Annotated in this window: 19 protein-coding genes and 3 tRNA genes; 13 read left to right on the top strand and 9 right to left on the bottom strand. The window is 52.9% G+C overall.

All coding sequences use genetic code 11. The features are described from left to right. Positions 1-102: 102 nt before the first annotated feature. Positions 103-1179 (bottom strand): GGDEF domain-containing protein, encoded by a 1077-nt coding sequence (locus OGY19_RS12725; protein WP_048212780.1) that lies wholly within the window; start codon positions 1177-1179, stop codon positions 103-105. Between the two features lie 253 nt (positions 1180-1432). Between OGY19_RS12725 and OGY19_RS12720 the strand changes: the two genes are divergently transcribed. Beyond that, on the top strand, positions 1433-1669 hold the full coding sequence (locus OGY19_RS12720) for a DUF1435 domain-containing protein (RefSeq protein ID WP_086523828.1): 237 nt from the start codon (positions 1433-1435) through the stop codon (positions 1667-1669). 39 nt (positions 1670-1708) lie between these two features. Here OGY19_RS12720 and OGY19_RS12715 read toward each other — a convergent pair. From OGY19_RS12715 to rsmC, 4 genes are all read right to left on the bottom strand, one after another. Beyond that, positions 1709-1794: transfer RNA gene (locus OGY19_RS12715), tRNA-Leu, on the bottom strand. A gap of 32 nt (positions 1795-1826) precedes the next feature. Then, positions 1827-1912 (bottom strand) — tRNA-Leu (locus OGY19_RS12710). 28 nt (positions 1913-1940) lie between these two features. Then, a tRNA-Leu gene (locus OGY19_RS12705) sits at positions 1941-2027 on the bottom strand. 139 nt (positions 2028-2166) lie between these two features. Continuing rightward, complete coding sequence (gene rsmC, locus OGY19_RS12700; RefSeq protein WP_115601027.1) at positions 2167-3198, bottom strand: 16S rRNA (guanine(1207)-N(2))-methyltransferase RsmC; 1032 nt, start codon at positions 3196-3198, stop codon at positions 2167-2169. A 102-nt stretch (positions 3199-3300) separates the two neighbouring features. Here rsmC and OGY19_RS12695 point away from each other — a divergent pair, with 102 nt between their 5' ends. From OGY19_RS12695 to OGY19_RS12660, 8 genes are all read left to right on the top strand, one after another. Then, positions 3301-3714 carry a DNA polymerase III subunit psi gene (locus OGY19_RS12695; RefSeq protein WP_115601026.1) on the top strand — a complete coding sequence of 138 codons (414 nt, stop codon included), beginning with the start codon at positions 3301-3303 and terminating at the stop codon, positions 3712-3714. Further along, entirely contained in the window at positions 3683-4129 is a 447-nt protein-coding gene (rimI, locus tag OGY19_RS12690; protein WP_003829985.1) for a ribosomal protein S18-alanine N-acetyltransferase, read from the top strand. Before OGY19_RS12695 ends, rimI begins: the two co-directional genes overlap by 32 nt. Positions 4130-4143: 14 nt before the next feature. Further along, the gene (gene yjjG, locus OGY19_RS12685; protein WP_115601025.1) at positions 4144-4824 is read left to right on the top strand and encodes a pyrimidine 5'-nucleotidase; all 681 of its coding nucleotides are present in this window, start codon (positions 4144-4146) and stop codon (positions 4822-4824) included. A gap of 92 nt (positions 4825-4916) precedes the next feature. Continuing rightward, entirely contained in the window at positions 4917-6506 is a 1590-nt protein-coding gene (gene prfC / locus OGY19_RS12680; protein ID WP_115601024.1) for a peptide chain release factor 3, read from the top strand. 299 nt (positions 6507-6805) lie between these two features. Further along, entirely contained in the window at positions 6806-7423 is a 618-nt protein-coding gene (gene osmY, locus OGY19_RS12675; RefSeq protein ID WP_048212775.1) for a molecular chaperone OsmY, read from the top strand. Between the two features lie 128 nt (positions 7424-7551). Next, complete coding sequence (locus tag OGY19_RS12670; protein WP_003019081.1) at positions 7552-7713, top strand: DUF1328 domain-containing protein; 162 nt, start codon at positions 7552-7554, stop codon at positions 7711-7713. A gap of 121 nt (positions 7714-7834) precedes the next feature. Then, the gene (locus OGY19_RS12665; RefSeq protein WP_115601023.1) at positions 7835-8908 is read left to right on the top strand and encodes a patatin-like phospholipase family protein; all 1074 of its coding nucleotides are present in this window, start codon (positions 7835-7837) and stop codon (positions 8906-8908) included. After that, positions 8905-9681: a metal-dependent hydrolase gene (locus tag OGY19_RS12660; RefSeq protein ID WP_115601022.1), complete on the top strand. Its 777-nt coding sequence runs from the start codon at positions 8905-8907 to the stop codon at positions 9679-9681. The genes OGY19_RS12665 and OGY19_RS12660 overlap by 4 nt, the downstream gene beginning before the upstream one ends. Positions 9682-9718: 37 nt before the next feature. Here the strand turns inward: OGY19_RS12660 and OGY19_RS12655 are convergent, their stop codons facing one another. Together OGY19_RS12655 and OGY19_RS12650 are read right to left on the bottom strand one after the other, a co-directional pair. Next, on the bottom strand, positions 9719-10582 hold the full coding sequence (locus OGY19_RS12655; RefSeq protein ID WP_115601021.1) for a YjjW family glycine radical enzyme activase: 864 nt from the start codon (positions 10580-10582) through the stop codon (positions 9719-9721). Next, positions 10554-12104 (bottom strand): YjjI family glycine radical enzyme, encoded by a 1551-nt coding sequence (locus OGY19_RS12650; RefSeq protein WP_286596560.1) that lies wholly within the window; start codon positions 12102-12104, stop codon positions 10554-10556. Before OGY19_RS12650 ends, OGY19_RS12655 begins: the two co-directional genes overlap by 29 nt. 261 nt (positions 12105-12365) lie before the next feature. Between OGY19_RS12650 and deoC the strand changes: the two genes are divergently transcribed. The 4 genes from deoC to deoD all read left to right on the top strand — a co-directional run bounded on the left by deoC (position 12366) and on the right by deoD (position 16902). Next, the gene (gene deoC / locus OGY19_RS12645) at positions 12366-13145 is read left to right on the top strand and encodes a deoxyribose-phosphate aldolase (protein WP_003019042.1); all 780 of its coding nucleotides are present in this window, start codon (positions 12366-12368) and stop codon (positions 13143-13145) included. A 111-nt stretch (positions 13146-13256) separates the two neighbouring features. Beyond that, complete coding sequence (deoA, locus tag OGY19_RS12640; protein ID WP_043018339.1) at positions 13257-14579, top strand: thymidine phosphorylase; 1323 nt, start codon at positions 13257-13259, stop codon at positions 14577-14579. Between the two features lie 176 nt (positions 14580-14755). After that, positions 14756-15979, top strand: a complete 1224-nt coding sequence (deoB, locus tag OGY19_RS12635; RefSeq protein ID WP_003019037.1) for a phosphopentomutase — start codon at positions 14756-14758, stop codon at positions 15977-15979. 203 nt (positions 15980-16182) lie between these two features. Beyond that, positions 16183-16902 carry a purine-nucleoside phosphorylase gene (gene deoD, locus OGY19_RS12630; RefSeq protein WP_000224864.1) on the top strand — a complete coding sequence of 240 codons (720 nt, stop codon included), beginning with the start codon at positions 16183-16185 and terminating at the stop codon, positions 16900-16902. A 95-nt stretch (positions 16903-16997) separates the two neighbouring features. On the opposite strand, the gene lplA is transcribed toward deoD, so the two are convergent. Further along, positions 16998-18014, bottom strand: a complete 1017-nt coding sequence (gene lplA, locus OGY19_RS12625; protein WP_048212769.1) for a lipoate--protein ligase — start codon at positions 18012-18014, stop codon at positions 16998-17000. A 21-nt stretch (positions 18015-18035) separates the two neighbouring features. Further along, positions 18036-18677 (bottom strand): YtjB family periplasmic protein, encoded by a 642-nt coding sequence (locus tag OGY19_RS12620; RefSeq protein ID WP_048212768.1) that lies wholly within the window; start codon positions 18675-18677, stop codon positions 18036-18038. Between the last annotated feature and the right edge of the window lie 50 nt (positions 18678-18727).

Here is an 18727-nt window from a genome sequence, read left to right as displayed (position 1 = left end):
ATAAGGATGTTAATCTAAATGATAATGATTTCTAATCCTATAGGTGGGGGTAAACGATGGCAAGATCTTTGTCGCAAGATCGGGCAGTTCCGCACGGAAAACTCAGGAAGAGGTGCAGTTTATCCGCAGCTCATCGCTGACCAGAGTGTTGTTTCGACCCATATTCTTGGCCTCATAAAGCGCTTTGTCTGCTCTGGTAATCGCGGAGTCAATATCCTGTTCCACCAAAGGCGCAATACCGATGCTGACCGTCACATTGGTTGCTACGCTCTCATTAAACATATGTGGAATTTTAAGATCGTACACTTTCTGGCGAATACGTTCGGCGGCAGCCTGGGCCTGTTGGGGATCGACCGCGGTCAGCAAAACCATAAACTCTTCGCCACCAAAACGTGCCACCACGTCCCGGGAGCGTACGGAATCACGAATCGCGGCAGAAACGCGAATCAGCGCCTGATCGCCCATCATGTGTCCGTAATGATCGTTATAGGCCTTGAAATGGTCGATATCCATCAGCAGGACGTAGTGCTTCGAGTTGCTAAGGGCCAACAGCGTATCGAGTCTGTGTTGCAGCCCCCGGCGATTGTACAAACCGGTTAGCGGGTCGAGCATGCTGAGTCCGTTCAGGGTTTCCCGTTCTTCCAGTAGTTTGTACATCAGCTGCTGGGCGAAGCCGTCGTAGCGCTTTTGTATCACATGCTGGATGGCGATCCCGGCCATGGGTAGCGCCATAAAATAGAAAATTCGCAGACCATGCTCGCTGCCGTTAAGCCATAAACAGACGACGACTGAGGGTAACGAATGTAGCGTAAAGGCGATGATATTGTTGGCAAAAGCGATAGAACCAATAAACAGCACGCTGAGAAGTGCGATTAACAGAAAATAATAATCATTATGACCTAGCGCGTTATATTTCAGAAAAATATGTAATGCCCATAGCAAGCCAAAAACGATTGAAATAAAAGGAAGATTAATTTTTTTATTCGCATATTTGCCATGCCATGCCAACAGCAATGTACTGGCGGCCAGGATGAGCAACGCCGGGACAGATACGGCTTTGACGGCAAAAAGTGGGAAAACAAGCGTAAACAGCGCGGAGACTGCATTGAGAAGCAGAAACAGACGTAAAGAAAGTTGATATTTCTTAGTGCGCAGAGTTCGCCAGGATTGTACTGTCATAGGTAAATATTGTTATTTATCTGCAATATACGAAGGTGTGTTTGTAAGGAAAAAATGATGAGCGAAAAATCATTCGTTCAGGTCGTTATTGTTTTTTGATGAAAAGCTAACCGGCGAGCAATTTATCACCTTAAACTATTTATGTCATCAATCGTTAAGTAAAACTCATAGAATTGATAGCCTTTCCTTGCTGACAAATGAGAAAATTTATCATATGATATTGGTTATCATTATCAATGTCATAGGTGAAACCATGTTGCAACGTGCGCTGGGCAGTGGATGGGGGGTTTTGCTGCCGGGGATAGTGATTGCCGGGCTGGCATTTACTGATCTGTCACTCGACGCATGGAAGGCGATGATTGTATTAGGATTACTACTGACTTCACTCATGTTATACCACAAGCGTTTACGGCACTTTGTCTTATTACCTTCATGCGCGGCACTGATCGGCGGCATTGTTTTGGTAATGATGAACTGGAATCAGGGATGAGCAAAACAGGGAAGAAAATCGAAGGAAAGATAAGATAATTGGTGCGAGGGGGGGGACTCGAACCCCCACATCCTAAGGACACTAACACCTGAAGCTAGCGCGTCTACCAATTCCGCCACCTTCGCACAGTCATCTTATTTTTTTGATATCGCCTCGTTGGTGCGAGGGGGGGGACTCGAACCCCCACATCCTAAGGACACTAACACCTGAAGCTAGCGCGTCTACCAATTCCGCCACCTTCGCCCAGTGCGAGCAATATCAACGTGGATTATGGTGCGAGGGGGGGGACTTGAACCCCCACGTCCGAAAGGACACTAACACCTGAAGCTAGCGCGTCTACCAATTCCGCCACCTTCGCATACCATCGACACTCAAAAAGTATCGTTACCACGGAGGCGCATTCTAGTTGTTTTCAACTTTTCGTCAATAGTTAATTGTCCAGGCTGGGCCGATTGATGCAAAAACGGCCACGTGAATGGCCGTTCGCTGCGAGACAATTACGCTTTTTTCGCCTGGCGCGTCATGATGGTGCGATAGACCTTGAAGCGCCCGGTCTGCGCGATAACTTCGTGGAAGCCAAACACTTCATCCAGTACTTTCGGATAAGGCAGGAAGGCGTTGGCAACAATGCGCAGTTCACCGCCGCTGTTCAGGTGACGAACCGCCCCGCGAATCAGCGTTTGCGCGGCATCCAGGCTGGTCTGCATGCCGTCATGGAACGGCGGGTTGGAGATGATCATATCAAAGCGACCCGTCACGTCAGAAAAGACGTTACTGGCGATGACGTCACCTTCAATACCGTTGGCGGCAAGCGTTGCGCGGCTGGCTTCAACAGCGGCTGCACTAACATCGCACAGGGTTAAGCGCACTTTTGGCGAGTGGCTGGCAAGCGCGACGGAGAGGATACCCGCGCCACAGCCGACATCCAGAACTTTGCCTTTGGTGTGCGGCGTCAGCGTGGAGAGCAGCAGTTGGCTGCCAACATCCAGGCCGTCACGGCTGAATACGCCCGGCAGCGTTTTGATGGTCAGATTGTCAGTCTGGTATTCGTCCCAGTATTTTTCAGCATCAAAGACCGGCTGCTTTTCCAGACGACCGTGGTACAGGCCACAGCGACGTGCGCTGTCGACTTTGTTCAGCGGCGCGTATTCGGCCAGCATCTGCTCTGCGCTACGTACGCCGCTGCGGTTTTCGCCAACAACAAAAATATCGGTACCCACCGGTAACAGCGAAAGAAGGTTCATCAACTGGAACTGGGCTTCAGGTTTATTCTTCGGCCAGTAGTAGATCAGCGTATCGCTATCGCCGACGTCATCGGCTTGAGCGATGAGGCTGAAGCGGACGTTGTCGCCCATCTGGCGGTTAAGCACCTGCCAGTGGTGAAGCTGCTGAGTATGCGCACGGCTGGCGGCGCTTTCAAAATGGGCAGGCAGGTCATCCTGCAAATCACCGGCAAACATAATACGGCTTTGTTCGAAATCATCACTGTGGCGCAGCAAGACTTCACTTGCCGGGGTAAAAGCAGACATGGAGTGCTCCTTAAATTGTACAGCGGGGGATTATAGTTGTTTGATGGCACGGATTCGACAAATTTGCTATATTTGCGCCCCTGATTACAGGAGCGTTTCGCTATGACATCCCGACGAGACTGGCAGTTACAGCAACTGGGCATTACGCAGTGGTCGTTGCATCGTCCTGGCGCACTGCAGGGCGAAATCGCGATTTCCATTCCTGCGCATGTCCGTTTGGTGATGGTTGCGGAACAGTTACCCGCGCTAACCGAACCATTGATGAGCGATATTTTACGCTCATTAACCGTCAGCCCGGATCAGGTTTTACAACTGACGCCTGACCGTGTCGCCATGCTGCCGCAAGGTAGTCGCTGTAATAGCTGGCGGCTGGGAACCGAAGAGCCGCTGCTGCTGGAGGGCGCTCAGGTCGCGAGTCCTGCGTTTAATGAATTACGGGAAAACCCCGCGGCACGCGCCGCGTTATGGCAACAAATCTGCGCATATGAACACGATTTCTTCCCTCGAACCGACTGATTTACCCGCAGCATTTCAGATTGAAAAACGCGCCCACGCTTTTCCCTGGAGTGAAAAAACATTTGCCAGCAACCAGGGCGATCGTTACCTCAATTTTCAGTTGAGGGTTGATGACGTGATGGCGGCCTTTGCGATTACGCAGGTCGTGCTGGATGAAGCTACGCTGTTCAATATTGCCGTCGACCCTGACTTTCAGCGCCGTGGGCTGGGGCGTGAGCTGCTGGAGCATCTGATCGATGAGCTGGAAAAGCGTGGCATTTTGACGCTGTGGCTTGAAGTGCGCGCCTCAAACGCCGCCGCTATCGCGCTGTACGAAAGCTTAGGCTTTAACGAGGCGACGATCCGTCGCAATTACTATCCAACGGCCGATGGTCACGAAGACGCCATCATCATGGCGTTGCCAATCAGCATGTAAGACAAGGTGTAATGATGAAGAAGTGGGACTGGATTTTCTTTGATGCCGACGAAACGCTGTTTACATTTGACTCGTTTACCGGCTTACAGCGGATGTTTCTCGACTATAGCATTACCTTTACCGCTGAAGATTTTCAGGACTACCAGGCCGTGAATAAACCGCTGTGGGTGGATTACCAAAACGGCGCGATTACCTCATTACAACTGCAGCATGCCCGTTTTCAGAGCTGGGCCGAACGCCTGAAGGTTGAACCGGGCCAGCTTAATGATGCATTCATCAATGCGATGGCGGAGATCTGCTCGCCGTTGCCGGGGGCGGTTTCTCTGCTCAATGCGATTCGTGATAAAGCGAAAATCGGCATCATTACTAACGGCTTTACCGCGTTGCAGCAAATCCGCCTTGAGCGGACGGGGCTGCGCGACTATTTCGACCTGTTGGTGATTTCTGAACAGGTTGGGGTGGCAAAACCCGATCCCCGTATTTTTGACCATGCGCTGGCGCAGGCGGGCAATCCTGACCGTTCCCGCGTGCTGATGGTGGGCGACACCGCAGAGTCCGATATTCTTGGCGGCATTAACGCCGGGCTCTCCACCTGCTGGCTCAATACGCATCATCGCGAGCAGCCAGAGGGCATTCAGCCGACCTGGACGGTCACGTCATTAAGCGAACTGGAGCAGCTCCTGTGTAAACACTGATTGCCTCCCCCCCGTTGATGGGTAAAATAGCCGCAATTTTTCGTATTCAACTTGCACGGCCCGTTGCCGTGCTTACCTAAGAAGATTTGACTATGACGTTGTCTCCTTATTTGCAAGAGGTGGCCAAACGCCGCACTTTTGCCATTATTTCTCACCCGGATGCCGGTAAAACGACAATTACTGAAAAGGTACTGTTATTCGGACAGGCCATTCAGACCGCCGGTACGGTAAAAGGCCGTGGCTCCAGCCAGCATGCAAAATCTGACTGGATGGAAATGGAAAAGCAACGTGGTATCTCCATTACCACCTCTGTGATGCAGTTTCCGTATCATGACTGTCTGGTGAACCTGCTGGACACCCCAGGGCACGAAGACTTCTCCGAAGATACCTACCGTACTCTGACGGCGGTGGACTGCTGCCTGATGGTTATCGATGCTGCGAAAGGTGTTGAAGATCGCACCCGTAAGCTGATGGAAGTTACCCGTCTGCGCGATACGCCGATCCTGACCTTTATGAACAAACTCGACCGTGACATCCGCGATCCGATGGAGCTGCTGGATGAAGTTGAGAACGAACTGAAAATCGGCTGTGCGCCGATCACCTGGCCGATTGGCTGCGGGAAGTTGTTCAAGGGCGTCTATCACCTTTATAAAGATGAAACGTATCTGTACCAGACCGGTAAAGGCCATACGATTCAGGAAGTGCGTGTTGTTAAAGGTCTCAACAACCCGGAACTTGATGCTGCCGTGGGTGAAGACCTGGCGCAGCAGCTGCGCGACGAGCTGGAGCTGGTGCAGGGCGCGTCCAACGAGTTCGACCATGAGTTGTTCCTTGCGGGCGAAATCACCCCGGTCTTCTTCGGTACCGCGTTGGGTAACTTCGGCGTTGACCATATGCTGGACGGCTTAGTGGAGTGGGCGCCTGCGCCGATGCCGCGTAAAACCGACACCCGCATCGTCGAAGCCTCAGAAGAGAAGTTCACCGGTTTCGTGTTTAAAATTCAGGCCAACATGGACCCGAAACACCGTGACCGTGTGGCGTTCATGCGTGTGGTATCCGGCAAGTATGAGAAAGGCATGAAAATGCGCCAGGTGCGCATTGGTAAAGACGTGGTGATCTCCGATGCTCTCACCTTTATGGCCGGTGACCGTTCTCATGTGGAAGAAGCGTATCCGGGCGATATTCTTGGTCTGCATAACCACGGCACTATCCAGATCGGCGATACCTTTACTCAGGGTGAAATGATGAAGTTCACCGGTATTCCGAACTTCGCGCCGGAGCTGTTCCGTCGTATTCGCCTGAAGGATCCATTGAAGCAGAAACAGCTGCTGAAAGGGCTGGTTCAGCTGTCAGAAGAGGGTGCAGTGCAGGTATTCCGTCCGATCGCCAACAACGATCTGATTGTCGGCGCGGTGGGTGTGCTGCAGTTTGACGTGGTGGTTTCACGTCTGAAGAGCGAGTACAACGTTGAAGCCATTTATGAATCCGTCAACGTGGCGACTGCGCGCTGGGTAGAGTGTTCTGACGTGAAAAAATTCGAAGAATTTAAGCGTAAAAACGAAGTTCAGCTGGCGCTGGATGGCGGTGATAACCTCACCTATATCGCGCCGACCATGGTTAACCTGAATCTCACCCAGGAACGTTACCCGGACGTTCAGTTCCGTAAAACACGCGAACACTAATCTGTCCCCCAGGGCGCGGTACTCACCGCGCCCTGCAACTTTTCCTGTCTTTTAAATCCCTTGCGGAATGTTCTTAAATCCCCTGACTTTTGTTTGTTTTTTAATCAATCCAGGCAGCAACCGCGAAATCGTGAACTATATTTAACAATGTGATGACATAAATATCGGCTTTTAATGCTCTTCATTAAGCATTTCGCAGCCCCTTTAGCTGATATTTATTTCAGTCACGAGATTAGTTGCTGGTTCTGACCGCTAAGCGGCAGAACATCGCTATAAGTACAACAAACAGGAATACATCGATGACAATGACAGGACTTAAGATTTCTAAAACGCTACTGGCCGTGATGCTGACTTCCGCTGTGGCAACGGGTTCTGCTTATGCAGAAAACGCCACAATGGATAAAGCGCAATCCGGGCTCGAAAGTGCGGGGCAGAAAGTCGATAGCTCTATGAACAAAGTCGGTAATTTCATGGATGACAGCACCCTCACCGCCAAAGTAAAAGCCGCGCTGGTGGACCACGAAAGCATTAAGAGCACCGATATCTCCGTCAAAACGGACCAGAAAGTAGTGACGTTAAGCGGGTTTGTTGAAAGCCAGGCGCAGGCCGAAGAGGCCGTTAAAGTCGCGAAAGGCGTTGAGGGCGTGACCTCCGTTAGCGACAAACTGCACGTGCGTGACAGCAAAAACACCTCTGTAAAAGGCTATGCCGGCGATACGGCCATCACCAGCGAAGTGAAAGCTAAGCTGCTGGCCGATGACATTGTCCCTTCTCGTAAAGTGAAAGTAGAGACGACCGATGGTGTGGTCCAGCTTTCAGGAACTGTCGATTCACAAGCTCAAAGCGATCGTGCTGAGAGTATCGCTAAAGCAATTGATGGCGTGAAAAGCGTCAAAAACGACCTCAAAACTCAGTAATTCGACTTAATTCGTCCTCCTGACGTTTGTCGGGAGGCGTATTGTGCATCACACTAAAAATATCGCCGATGAGCTGCCTGAGCGCTCATATCAAGCGGTCGACATTAACTATGGTAAAGGAGAAGCATATGTTTCGATGGGGCATCATATTTCTGGTTATCGCGTTAATTGCCGCCGCTCTGGGATTTGGTGGACTGGCGGGTACCGCAGCAGGTGCTGCAAAAATTGTTTTTGTGGTGGGGATCATCCTGTTTCTGGTCAGCTTGTTTACCGGGCGTAAACGACCCTAGTACGTAAACCGTAAAGATAACTTGCTACTGAGCCAGTCCAGCGGACTGGCTTTTACGGTTTTAGCGCCAGGCAATTTGCGTTACTTTGTTGTCCTATTACAAAAACAACAGGAAGGTAGAGGTGGGGCAGAGAATACCCGTTACGCTCGGTAATATAGCGCCGTTATCGTTACGTCCATTTCAACCAGACAGCATGGCGCTGGTGTGCGAAGGTGGAGGGCAACGGGGGATCTTTACTGCCGGCGTACTGGATGAGTTCATGCGCGCCCAGTTCAATCCTTTTGATCTCTTCTACGGGACATCTGCTGGCGCGCAAAATCTGTCGGCCTATCTCTGTAACCAGCCCGGTTACGGGCGCAAAGTCATTATGCGTTACACTACCCGACGTGAGTTTTTTGACCCGGTGCGCTTTGTGCGCGGGGGAAACTTAATCGACCTCGACTGGCTGGTGGATTCGACCTCGTCCCAAATGCCGCTGGCAATGGATAACGCCGAGCGCCTGTTTGAGGCAGGTAAAGCGTTTTATATGTGCGCCTGCCGGGGAGATGACTACACACCGGGCTATTTTTCGCCGAACCGGCACAATTGGCTGGATCTCATTCGTGCATCCAGCGCGATTCCCGGATTCTACCGCACAGGGGTTGCGCTGGATGGCGTGAACTATCTGGATGGTGGCGTCAGTGACGCCATTCCCGTGCAGGAAGCGGCGAAGCAGGGTGCAAAAACGCTGGTGGTTATCCGCACGGTGCCTTCGCAAATGTACTACACCCCACAATGGTTCAAACGTATGGAGCGCTGGCTGGGGGAGAGCAGTCTGCAGCCGCTGGTGAATCTGGTTCAACATCATGAAGCCAGCTACCGCGCTATTCAGCGCTTTATCGAAAAACCGCCGGGCAAGCTGCGTATCTTTGAGATCTACCCACCAAAGCCACTCCATAGTATGGCACTGGGGAGCCGTATTCCGGCATTGCGTGAAGACTACAAAACCGGACGCCTGTGCGGGCGCTATTTTTTGGCAACGATTGGTAAACTGCTGGCGAAAAACGCGCCGCTGCCTCGTCAGACGCCGAAGATTGTGGTGCCGGGACCGGTGGTGGTTCCACCTGCACCCGTTGCCAACGATGCCCATGCGTCCGTTGCGAGCAGCGCGCCCCAGGCCAACGATACAACGTTTAATAATGAGGATTTGGCGTGAGTTATCGTTTTATCGATACGCACTGTCACTTTGATTTCCCGCCGTTTACCGGCGATGAACCTGCCAGCATTCAGCGCGCGGCGGAGGTTGGTGTACAGAGCATTATCGTTCCGGCCACCCAGGCGGCGAATTTTTCCCGCGTACTGGCGTTAGCGGAAAATTATCCTCCATTATTTGCCGCGCTTGGTCTACATCCCATTGTTATTGAACAACATAGTGATGACTGCCTGGACCAGTTGCAACAGGTGCTGGATAAGCGCCCACAAAAGCTGGTGGCGGTAGGTGAGATTGGATTGGATCTGTATCGCGACGATCCGCAATTCGACAAGCAAGAGCGGGTGCTGGAAGCGCAGCTGAAGCTGGCGAAGCGTTACGAACTGCCAGTGATCCTGCATTCGCGACGCACGCATGACAAGCTGGCGATGCACCTTAAACGCCATGCTTTGCCACGAACAGGCGTGGTGCATGGGTTTTCCGGGAGTTTTCAGCAGGCCGAACGCTTTGTGCAACTGGGCTACAAAATTGGCGTGGGCGGCACCATTACCTATCCGCGCGCCAGCAAAACCCGCGAGGTAATGGCGCGATTGCCGCTGGAGTCACTGCTGCTGGAAACCGATGCGCCGGATATGCCGCTCAACGGATTTCAGGGCCAGCCCAACCGCCCGGAGCAGGTAGTCAGAGTGTTTGACGTCTTATGCGAGCTGCGCCCGGAACCTGCGGACGTGATTGCTGACGCGCTGTATCGGAATACGACGGCGTTGTTTGATTTTTGATTTCCGGATGCGGCGCTTTCGCATCTCATCCGGCATTTCACAGATACAAAGCCGGGAAGATCAAATTATCCACCCCGCGCTCGCGCAATCTTTGCGCCAGGTGCTCCACATCCTCCGGCGTGGCGCTCGGCCAGTCTTTTGCTTCGCCGTATACCCCGTGCGCATGAAAGGCATTCAGCCGCACCGGTACATCACCTGAACGCTTGATAAACGCCGCCAGCGCATCGATATGCTGGAGATAATCCACCTGACCAGGGATAACCAGTAGGCGCAGTTCCGCAAGTTTCCCTTGCCCGGACAGAAAGGTAATACTTTGTTTAATCAGCGTGTTATCGCGCCCTGTCAACTGACGATGACATGCGCTATCCCAGGCTTTTAAATCCAGCATTACGCCGTCGCACACCGGCAACAGCTTTTGCCAGCCGGTTTCGCTCAGCATGCCGTTGCTGTCTACCATGCAGGTCAGGTGTTGCAACTGCGGATCGGTTTTGATCGCGCTAAACAGCGCCACAATAAACGGTAGCTGGGTCGTTGCTTCGCCGCCGCTGACCGTTATTCCTTCAATAAACGGCGAGGCTTTGCGAACATGCTGCAGTACCTCATCAATGCTCATGGTCTGCGCCATCGGCGTAGCCTGCTGGGGGCACATGTGCAGGCAGGTGTCGCATTGCTGGCAAATATCAGATTGCCACCATACTTTTCCCGCGCTCAGACTTAACGCTTCATGTGGGCAATGCAGTACACACTCCCCGCAGTCATTGCAGCGTCCCATCGTCCACGGGTTGTGGCAATTCTTACAGCGCAAATTGCATCCCTGCAGGAACAGGGCCAGGCGACTCCCCGGCCCGTCGACGCAGGAGAAGGGAATCAGCTTACTTACCGAAGCGCATCTGCTGTTCATGGCTAATCACGCGAGGTTGTCGTTCCAGAATGCGCGTATTGCGCGCGGCTTCTTCGCCAAGCCAGGTGGTGTTGGTGCGAGAACCCGCGGCACGATATTTTTCCAGATCCGACAGACGCACCATATAACCGGTGACGCGAACCAGATCGTTGCCGCTCACGTTGGCGGTAAATTCACGCATCCCGGCTTTAAATGCGCCGAGGCACAATTGCACCAGCGCCTGAGGATTACGCTTGATGGTTTCATCCAGCGTGAGAATGTCGCTGATACCGGCGTGATAATACGCGTGATGCGGCGCAACGGTTTGCAGATGGGTGATCGGGTCCGGTTCATCACCGTAGGGCAGGCGAGCGCCCGGCGTGGTGCCGATGTCAGAACTGATCCCTGACTGTGCATGCAGCATCGCACGCTGATTCCAGCCATATTTCACCGGTGTACTTTCTACAAATTCCGCCAGTTGGGCGCTAATGCGATAGCCGAGCTGATTGGCAAACGCATCTTTCCCGTAACGCGCGCATTGCCCTGCTTTTTCACACAGCAGATTTACCGCCTCCGCCAGACCATACATCCCGAACATAGGCACAAAACGTTTGGGATCAATCAACCCTTCCTGCACCAGGAAGCTATTCTCAAAGAAATGTGATTTTTCATAGAGGAATTCACATCGTGCATCAATGATGGCGATTTGCTGCTGGCAGTAGTGCGGTAGGGTGCGCGTAAAGAAGTCATCGACAGAGGTGCTGCGCTCTGCGATGGCTTTCAGATTGAGCCTGACCAGCGTGCTACCACCCCCGGCGAGCGGCAAAGAGTTGTAACAGCTGACGACGCCGTAGTGGCCTTTTGTGAAAATTTTATCATTTTCAGGGCCGTTAGAAATGTGTGGTTTACTGCATTCGCAAATATTTTGCGCCACGTTGAGCAGCAGATCGTCAGGGGTAATTTGCGGATCATAAATAAAGGTAAGATTAGGTGAAACCTGCTTTAACTCTGCATCTGCGCGTAAAATTGCGCGTGTAATCGGCGTGTCGGCGGGGCCAATGTTGGCATGCATAAAGGCATCTGGCAGGGTACGGTCGAGATAACGCCAGAAACGTTTTATTCGAATATTGATCTCATCTTGTGTTAGAATTCTAACATACGGTTGCAACAGGGCATCGAGTTGACCGAGATAGACCGGCATCGACGTCACTGACGGAACGTGATGGTAAAGAATAGTGAGTAAGGATAATGCGTCATCGAGATCCTTTGCCCCCTCCAGCTCCAGCCATGATGAGCCGTTGGCCAGAAAACGCGCGTAGTCGGGTAAAACATAACGCGGTTTGAACGGAGCATGGCCTTTGTACATGTCGCAGATCACCCCGTCATCCAGTGCCTGGCGTGCCTCAGCAGGCAGTTGCGGGTAGGGCAGCGCGTTTTCAGCCTCCAGCGCCAGAAAGTGGCGTTTCTGCTCAGGGCTGAGCACCGGACTGGTCACGATTTGTTGGCAACGCTGTTGCAGCGCGAGTTCGCTTGACGTGGGCATCGTTGATTCCTTTTTATCCCGAAGGTGTAACGCCATTGTAGAAAGCAACGCCGCCACAACCTTTGATCCGGATGCGCCTGATGCCACCGCATCCCTTTAGAAAAGGTAATTTATTTGAAGTAGATCTCATTAGAGTAATGCAAATCTGTATGTGGTTTTCATTAACTGTGATGTATATCGAAGTGTAATAGCGAGCGGATGTTAGAATACTAACAAACTCGCAAGGTGAAATTTTATACGGCGACGCCGTTGGAGAATGTTATGACCGATTTAACAGCAAGCAGCCTGCGTGCACTGAAACTGATGGACCTGACCACCCTGAATGACGACGACACCAATGAAAAAGTGATCGCGCTGTGTCATCAGGCGAAGACCCCGGTTGGCAACACTGCCGCAATCTGTATCTATCCGCGTTTCATCCCTATTGCGCGTAAGACTCTGAAAGAGCAGGGTACGCCGGACATCCGCATTGCAACCGTCACCAACTTCCCGCACGGCAACGACGACATCGAGATTGCGTTGGCGGAAACCCGCGCGGCGATCGCCTACGGTGCCGATGAAGTTGACGTGGTGTTCCCGTACCGTGCGCTGATCGCCGGTAACGAGCAGATTGGTTTTGATCTGGTTAAAGCTTGCAAAGACGCGTGTGCGGCGGCAAACGTTCTGCTGAAAGTGATCATCGAAACCGGTGAGCTGAAAGAAGAAGCACTGATTCGCAAAGCATCTGAAATCTCCATCAAAGCCGGTGCTGATTTCATCAAAACGTCTACCGGTAAAGTGCCGGTCAATGCGACGCCGGAAAGCGCACGCATCATGATGGAAGTGATCCGCGACATGGGTGTTTCTAAAACTGTAGGTTTCAAACCGGCTGGCGGCGTGCGTACTGCAGAAGATGCACAGCAGTTCCTGGCGATTGCCGATGAACTGTTTGGCGCTGACTGGGCTGATTCTCGTCACTACCGTTTTGGCGCATCCAGCCTGCTGGCTAGCTTGCTGAAAGCGCTGGGTCACGGCGACGGCAAGAGCGCAAGCAGCTACTAAGCCCGTAGGCCGGATAAGGCGTAGCCGCCATCCGGCATCATACGACTGCCGGGTGGCGCGTTGCTTACCCGGCTTACAACGGCCTTCTACTCTTTTCCCCTGGGGGTTACCGTGTTTCTCGCACAAGAAATTATTCGTAAAAAACGTGATGGTCATGCGCTGAGCGATGAAGAAATTCGTTTCTTTATCAATGGCATTCGCGACAATACCATCTCTGAAGGGCAAATCGCCGCCCTGGCGATGACCATTTTTTTCCACGATATGACAATGCCTGAGCGTGTTTCGCTGACCATGGCAATGCGTGATTCAGGAACCGTGCTGGACTGGAAAAGCCTGCAGCTGAACGGCCCGATTGTGGATAAACACTCTACCGGCGGCGTAGGTGACGTAACGTCACTGATGTTAGGCCCGATGGTTGCTGCGTGCGGCGGCTATATTCCGATGATCTCCGGACGTGGCCTGGGGCATACCGGCGGTACGCTCGATAAACTTGAAGCGATTCCAGGATTTGACATCTTCCCGGACGACGCCCGTTTCCGTGAAATTATTAAAGACGTGGGTGTGGCGATTATTGGGCAAACCAGCTCGCTCGCACCGGCGGATAAACGTTTTTATGCCACCCGCGATATTACTGCGACGGTGGATTCCATCCCGCTGATTACCGGTTCCATCCTGGCGAAAAAGCTGGCGGAAGGGCTGGATGCGCTGGTGATGGATGTGAAAGTAGGCAGCGGCGCCTTTATGCCGACTTACGAGCTTTCTGAAGCCCTTGCCGAAGCGATTGTCGGCGTGGCGAACGGTGCGGGTGTACGTACCACCGCGCTGTTAACTGATATGAACCAGGTGTTGGCCTCCAGCGCAGGTAACGCGGTAGAAGTTCGCGAGGCTGTGCAGTTCCTGACCGGTGAATACCGCAATCCACGTCTGTTAGACGTCACTATGGCGCTGTGCGTGGAAATGCTGATCTCCGGCAAGCTGGCGAAAGATGACGCCGAAGCCCGTGCGAAATTGCAGGCGGTGCTGGATAACGGCAAAGCAGCAGAGATTTTTGGTCGCATGGTGGCGGCGCAAAAAGGCCCGACCGATTTCGTCGAAAATTATGCGAAGTACCTGCCGACGGCAATGCTCAGCAAAGCGGTATATGCTGATACCGAAGGCTTTGTCAGCGCGATGGATACCCGTGCGCTGGGAATGGCGGTTGTTTCCATGGGCGGCGGTCGTCGTCAGGCATCGGACACCATTGATTACAGCGTTGGCTTTAGCGATATGGCGCGTCTGGGCGATAGCGTAGACGGACAGCGCCCGCTGGCGGTGATCCACGCCAAAGACGAAGCCAGCTGGCAGGAAGCGGCGAAAGCGGTCAAAGCGGCAATTAGCCTTGACGATAAAGCGCCAGAAATTACACCGACAGTCTATCGTCGTATAACCGAATAACTGTATACTGATCTGATCGCTTTTTTGCGGCGCAAGATAGATGCCCTAAATAATTCGAGTTGTAGAAAGGCGACAAACGAGTGAATCCCCGGGAGCGTACATCAGTACGTGACTGGGGTGAATGAGTGAAGTCAACGCATCGACAACTTGAAGTATGACGGGTAATGGAGAACAAGATGAAACGTGCATTTATTATGGTGCTGGACTCCTTTGGTATTGGTGCGACTGAAGATGCGGATCGCTTTGGCGACGTAGGCTCAGACACTATGGGACACATTGCAGAAGCCTGTGCGAAAGGTGAAGCTGACAATGGTCGCAAAGGCCCACTGAATCTGCCTAACCTGACCCGTCTGGGCCTGGTGAAAGCTCACGAAGGTTCTACTGGTAAAATTGCTGCCGGCATGGACGGTAATGCGGAAGTGATTGGTGCTTACGCCTGGGCGCATGAACTCTCTTCCGGGAAAGACACACCGTCTGGCCACTGGGAAATCGCCGGTGTACCGGTTCTGTTTGACTGGGGTTACTTCTCCGATCATGAAAACAGCTTCCCGCAGGAACTGCTGGATAAACTGGTAAAACGTGCCAACCTGCCGGGCTACCTCGGTAACTGCCACTCTTCCGGTACCGTGATTCTGGATCAGTTGGGTGAAGAGCATATGAAAACCGGCAAGCCGATTTTCTATACCTCCGCTGACTCCGTGTTCCAGATTGCCTGTCACGAAGAGACTTTTGGCCTGGATAAACTCTACGAACTGTGCGAAATCGCTCGTGAGGAACTGACCGAAGGTGGTTACAACATCGGTCGTGTTATCGCGCGTCCGTTTATCGGTGATAAAGCCGGTAACTTCCAGCGTACCGGTAACCGTCACGATCTGGCCGTTGAGCCGCCAGCACCGACCGTGCTGCAGAAACTGGTCGACGAGAAAGACGGCCACGTGGTTTCCGTGGGTAAAATCGCGGATATCTATGCGAACTGCGGCATCACCAAAAAAGTGAAAGCCACCGGTCTGGACGCGCTGTTTGACGCCACCATCAAAGAGATGAAAGAAGCCGGTGATAAGACCATCGTCTTCACCAACTTCGTTGATTTCGACTCTTCCTGGGGTCACCGTCGCGATATCGCCGGTTATGCCGCAGGTCTGGAACTGTTCGACCGCCGTCTGCCTGAGCTGATGGAACTGGTGGGGGAAGATGACATTCTGATCCTGACCGCTGACCACGGCTGCGACCCGAGCTGGACCGGGACTGACCACACCCGTGAACACATTCCGGTACTGGTTTACGGCCCGAAAGTGAAACCAGGTTCTTTAGGTCACCGTGAAACCTTCGCGGATATCGGTCAGACGCTGGCGAGCTACTTTGGTACGTCGCCGATGGACTACGGTAAAAACATGCTGTAATACCCGTTGTCTTTCGCGCTGTAGATGCGTTGACTTCATTCGCTCACCCCGGTCACATAGTTAATCTATGCTCCCGGGGATTCACGAATTCGTCGCCTTCCTACAACGCGAAATCCTTAGGGTATTTCACTGTTTTGCATACGTTTTGTAGGCCTGATAGGTGTAGCCGCCATCAGGCAATAACAACGAAATAAGGATAAAAAATGGCAACTCCACATATTAATGCAGAAATGGGTGATTTCGCTGACGTCGTATTGATGCCGGGCGACCCGCTGCGTGCGAAACATATTGCTGAAACTTTCCTCGAAGATGTTCGTGAAGTGAACAACGTTCGCGGCATGTTAGGCTTCACCGGTACCTACAAAGGCCGTAAGATTTCCGTAATGGGCCACGGTATGGGTATCCCGTCCTGCTCCATCTATACCAAAGAGCTGATCACCGATTTCGGCGTGAAGAAAATCATTCGCGTAGGCTCCTGTGGCGCCGTGCGTATGGACGTCAAACTGCGTGACGTGGTTATCGGTATGGGGGCCTGCACCGACTCCAAAGTTAACCGTATCCGCTTTAAAGATCATGATTTCGCTGCTATCGCTGACTTCGACATGGTGCGTAACGCCGTTGATGCAGCAAAAGCCCTGGGCGTAGACGCGCGCGTGGGTAACCTGTTCTCCGCTGATCTGTTCTACTCTCCGGACGGCGAAATGTTCGACGTGATGGAAAAATACGGCGTGCTGGGCGTGGAAATGGAAGCGGCGGGCATCTACGGCGTTGCGGCTGAATTTGGTGCGAAAGCGCTGACCATCTGCACTGTATCCGACCATATTCGTACTCACGAGCAGACCACTGCCGCTGAACGTCAGACGACCTTCAACGACATGATCAAAATCGCACTGGAATCCGTTCTGCTGGGCGATAAAGAGTAAGTTGTTTGTGCCCGGTGGCGCTATGCTTACCGGGCCTACAGCAGTATGTAGGCCGGATAAGGCGCAGCCGCCATCCGGCAATTTCAGGCCAGTGCTTAACGCACCGCTCCGGCAATCCATGCCGACAGCTCGCGTAACTCTTTTTCTTGCTCCGGGAAATCAACCAGAAGCGCCTCGCACTCTTGTTGCAGCATATCCGCACGATACAAGCATCCTTGCAGACGACCCGCCAGCGCTTCCAGCGGCGCGGGATTGAGGCTATCGGTGTAGACCTGGGTGCGGGTAATCACGCCTTTTTCAACGTCGAAATGCAGCTCAACGCCGCCCCAGGTGAAACGCTCATCCAACAGGTGCGAGAAGGCCGGCGCCTGACCAAAGTTCCACTCCCAACTGCTCTGGCGGGCAAAGGTTTCGGCAAAGTTCGGCAGATCCGGCGCTTTGTCCGGGGAGATTACCTCGGCTTCTACGCGTTCGCCGTAGTGGGCGAAAAAGGCTTCCGTGATGGCCTGACAGACCTGTTGATGGGTGATGCCCGGTAACAGCTCGGTCAAATTCGCCACGCGCGAGCGAACCGAAGTGATGCCTTTAGCGGCAAGTTTCTTTTTATCGGGATTGAGATAGTTTGCCAGGCGGCTGAGATCGGCATTCAGCAATAGCGTGCCGTGGTGGAATCCGCGGTCTTTCGTTTCACGATAAGCAGAACCAGAGACTTTACGATCGCCATCCGGCGTTTTCACCACCAGATCGTTACGCCCGGAGGCATCAGCTTCTACGCCCAGCGTATTCAGCGCATTGAGGACTATTGCCGTGGAGATGGTTTTGTCGTATTCCGGTTTACCAGCCATAAAGGTAAAGCAGGTATTACCTAAGTCATGGAACACCGCGCCGCCGCCGCTGCTGCGACGGGCGAGCCGCACGTTGTCTTCCTCCATCCGGCGGGTATTACACTCTTTCCACGGGTTTTGCGCCCGGCCAATCACCACCGTATCGGCGTTACGCCACAAGAACAGGACGCGCTGCGTGGCGGGCATCTGGCGAAAAATGCACTCTTCAACCGCCAGGTTAAACCACGGATCGTAAGAGTCTGAGATAAGCAGGCGTAGTGTGGTCATGGTCGATTTCCTTTCTTTGAATTACTCTTTTTTCTCGTTGTCTTCTTCCTGCACCGGTTTGTTGGCGGTCAGCAGGAAAGGGGATTGCTGCCAGCGGGTACGCTTGCCTTGCAATAATGTACGTGTGAGGACTACACCAATAGCCAGTGACAGAAGCAGCATCAGGCGTAAGATGTTGGTGGTGTTGTCTACCTGCTTCGCTTCGGTGGCAAGCGTGTGGGTGTCGAGTGTCAGGCGCAGATAACCCAGCGGGCCGTTTCTCCCCTGAATGGGCTCAACGATTTGCTGATTAAAATAGCCCCCGGCTTTTTTGCCATCGAGCGCCAGCCGGTCACGGACATCGACACTCTCACCAGTGCGGGTAATCAGATCGCCCTGTTCATCGTACACGCCCGCATCCAGAATACGGCTACTTTCCGTTAACTGCGTGAGTACGGCTTTGATGCGCTTTTCATCCGGTGTTTCGGTGCGCATCAGCGGCGCGATGTTTAAGGTGACCTGGCGGGCCAGTGTACGCGCCAGTTCTTCCAACTGCGGATTACGTTGCTGCTGGTGGCTTTGACTAAACCAGGATGCACCCTGCATCAGGGCGACAAGCAACGCGAGACAGAACAATACAATCACTGCACGATGAAGTCGGAATTTCAGTTTTGCGCGAGCCATATTCCACCTGCTGAAAATTTGAGGCTTAATGTTGCCAGAAGCGCTGGTTA

This window comes from Citrobacter sp. Cy070, assembly GCF_030332245.1.
In the GTDB taxonomy this organism is placed as follows: Bacteria; Pseudomonadota; Gammaproteobacteria; order Enterobacterales; family Enterobacteriaceae; genus Citrobacter; species Citrobacter youngae.
The sequence above is the reverse complement of the archived record's forward strand: the minus strand, read 5'-3'. Positions and strand labels throughout refer to the sequence as shown.

Coding starts and splice junctions, on each gene's coding strand:
- deoD (WP_000224864.1), top strand. CDS start 16,183: ATGGCAACTCCACATATTAATGCAGAAATGGGTGATTTCGCTGACGTC.
- OGY19_RS12725 (WP_048212780.1), bottom strand. CDS start 1,179: ATGACAGTACAATCCTGGCGAACTCTGCGCACTAAGAAATATCAACTT.
- OGY19_RS12620 (WP_048212768.1), bottom strand. CDS start 18,677: ATGGCTCGCGCAAAACTGAAATTCCGACTTCATCGTGCAGTGATTGTA.
- OGY19_RS12720 (WP_086523828.1), top strand. CDS start 1,433: ATGTTGCAACGTGCGCTGGGCAGTGGATGGGGGGTTTTGCTGCCGGGG.
- OGY19_RS12670 (WP_003019081.1), top strand. CDS start 7,552: ATGTTTCGATGGGGCATCATATTTCTGGTTATCGCGTTAATTGCCGCC.
- OGY19_RS12655 (WP_115601021.1), bottom strand. CDS start 10,582: ATGAACAGCAGATGCGCTTCGGTAAGTAAGCTGATTCCCTTCTCCTGC.
- osmY (WP_048212775.1), top strand. CDS start 6,806: ATGACAATGACAGGACTTAAGATTTCTAAAACGCTACTGGCCGTGATG.
- deoC (WP_003019042.1), top strand. CDS start 12,366: ATGACCGATTTAACAGCAAGCAGCCTGCGTGCACTGAAACTGATGGAC.
- rsmC (WP_115601027.1), bottom strand. CDS start 3,198: ATGTCTGCTTTTACCCCGGCAAGTGAAGTCTTGCTGCGCCACAGTGAT.
- OGY19_RS12650 (WP_286596560.1), bottom strand. CDS start 12,104: ATGCCCACGTCAAGCGAACTCGCGCTGCAACAGCGTTGCCAACAAATC.
- yjjG (WP_115601025.1), top strand. CDS start 4,144: ATGAAGAAGTGGGACTGGATTTTCTTTGATGCCGACGAAACGCTGTTT.
- rimI (WP_003829985.1), top strand. CDS start 3,683: ATGAACACGATTTCTTCCCTCGAACCGACTGATTTACCCGCAGCATTT.
- deoB (WP_003019037.1), top strand. CDS start 14,756: ATGAAACGTGCATTTATTATGGTGCTGGACTCCTTTGGTATTGGTGCG.
- OGY19_RS12695 (WP_115601026.1), top strand. CDS start 3,301: ATGACATCCCGACGAGACTGGCAGTTACAGCAACTGGGCATTACGCAG.
- prfC (WP_115601024.1), top strand. CDS start 4,917: ATGACGTTGTCTCCTTATTTGCAAGAGGTGGCCAAACGCCGCACTTTT.
- lplA (WP_048212769.1), bottom strand. CDS start 18,014: ATGACCACACTACGCCTGCTTATCTCAGACTCTTACGATCCGTGGTTT.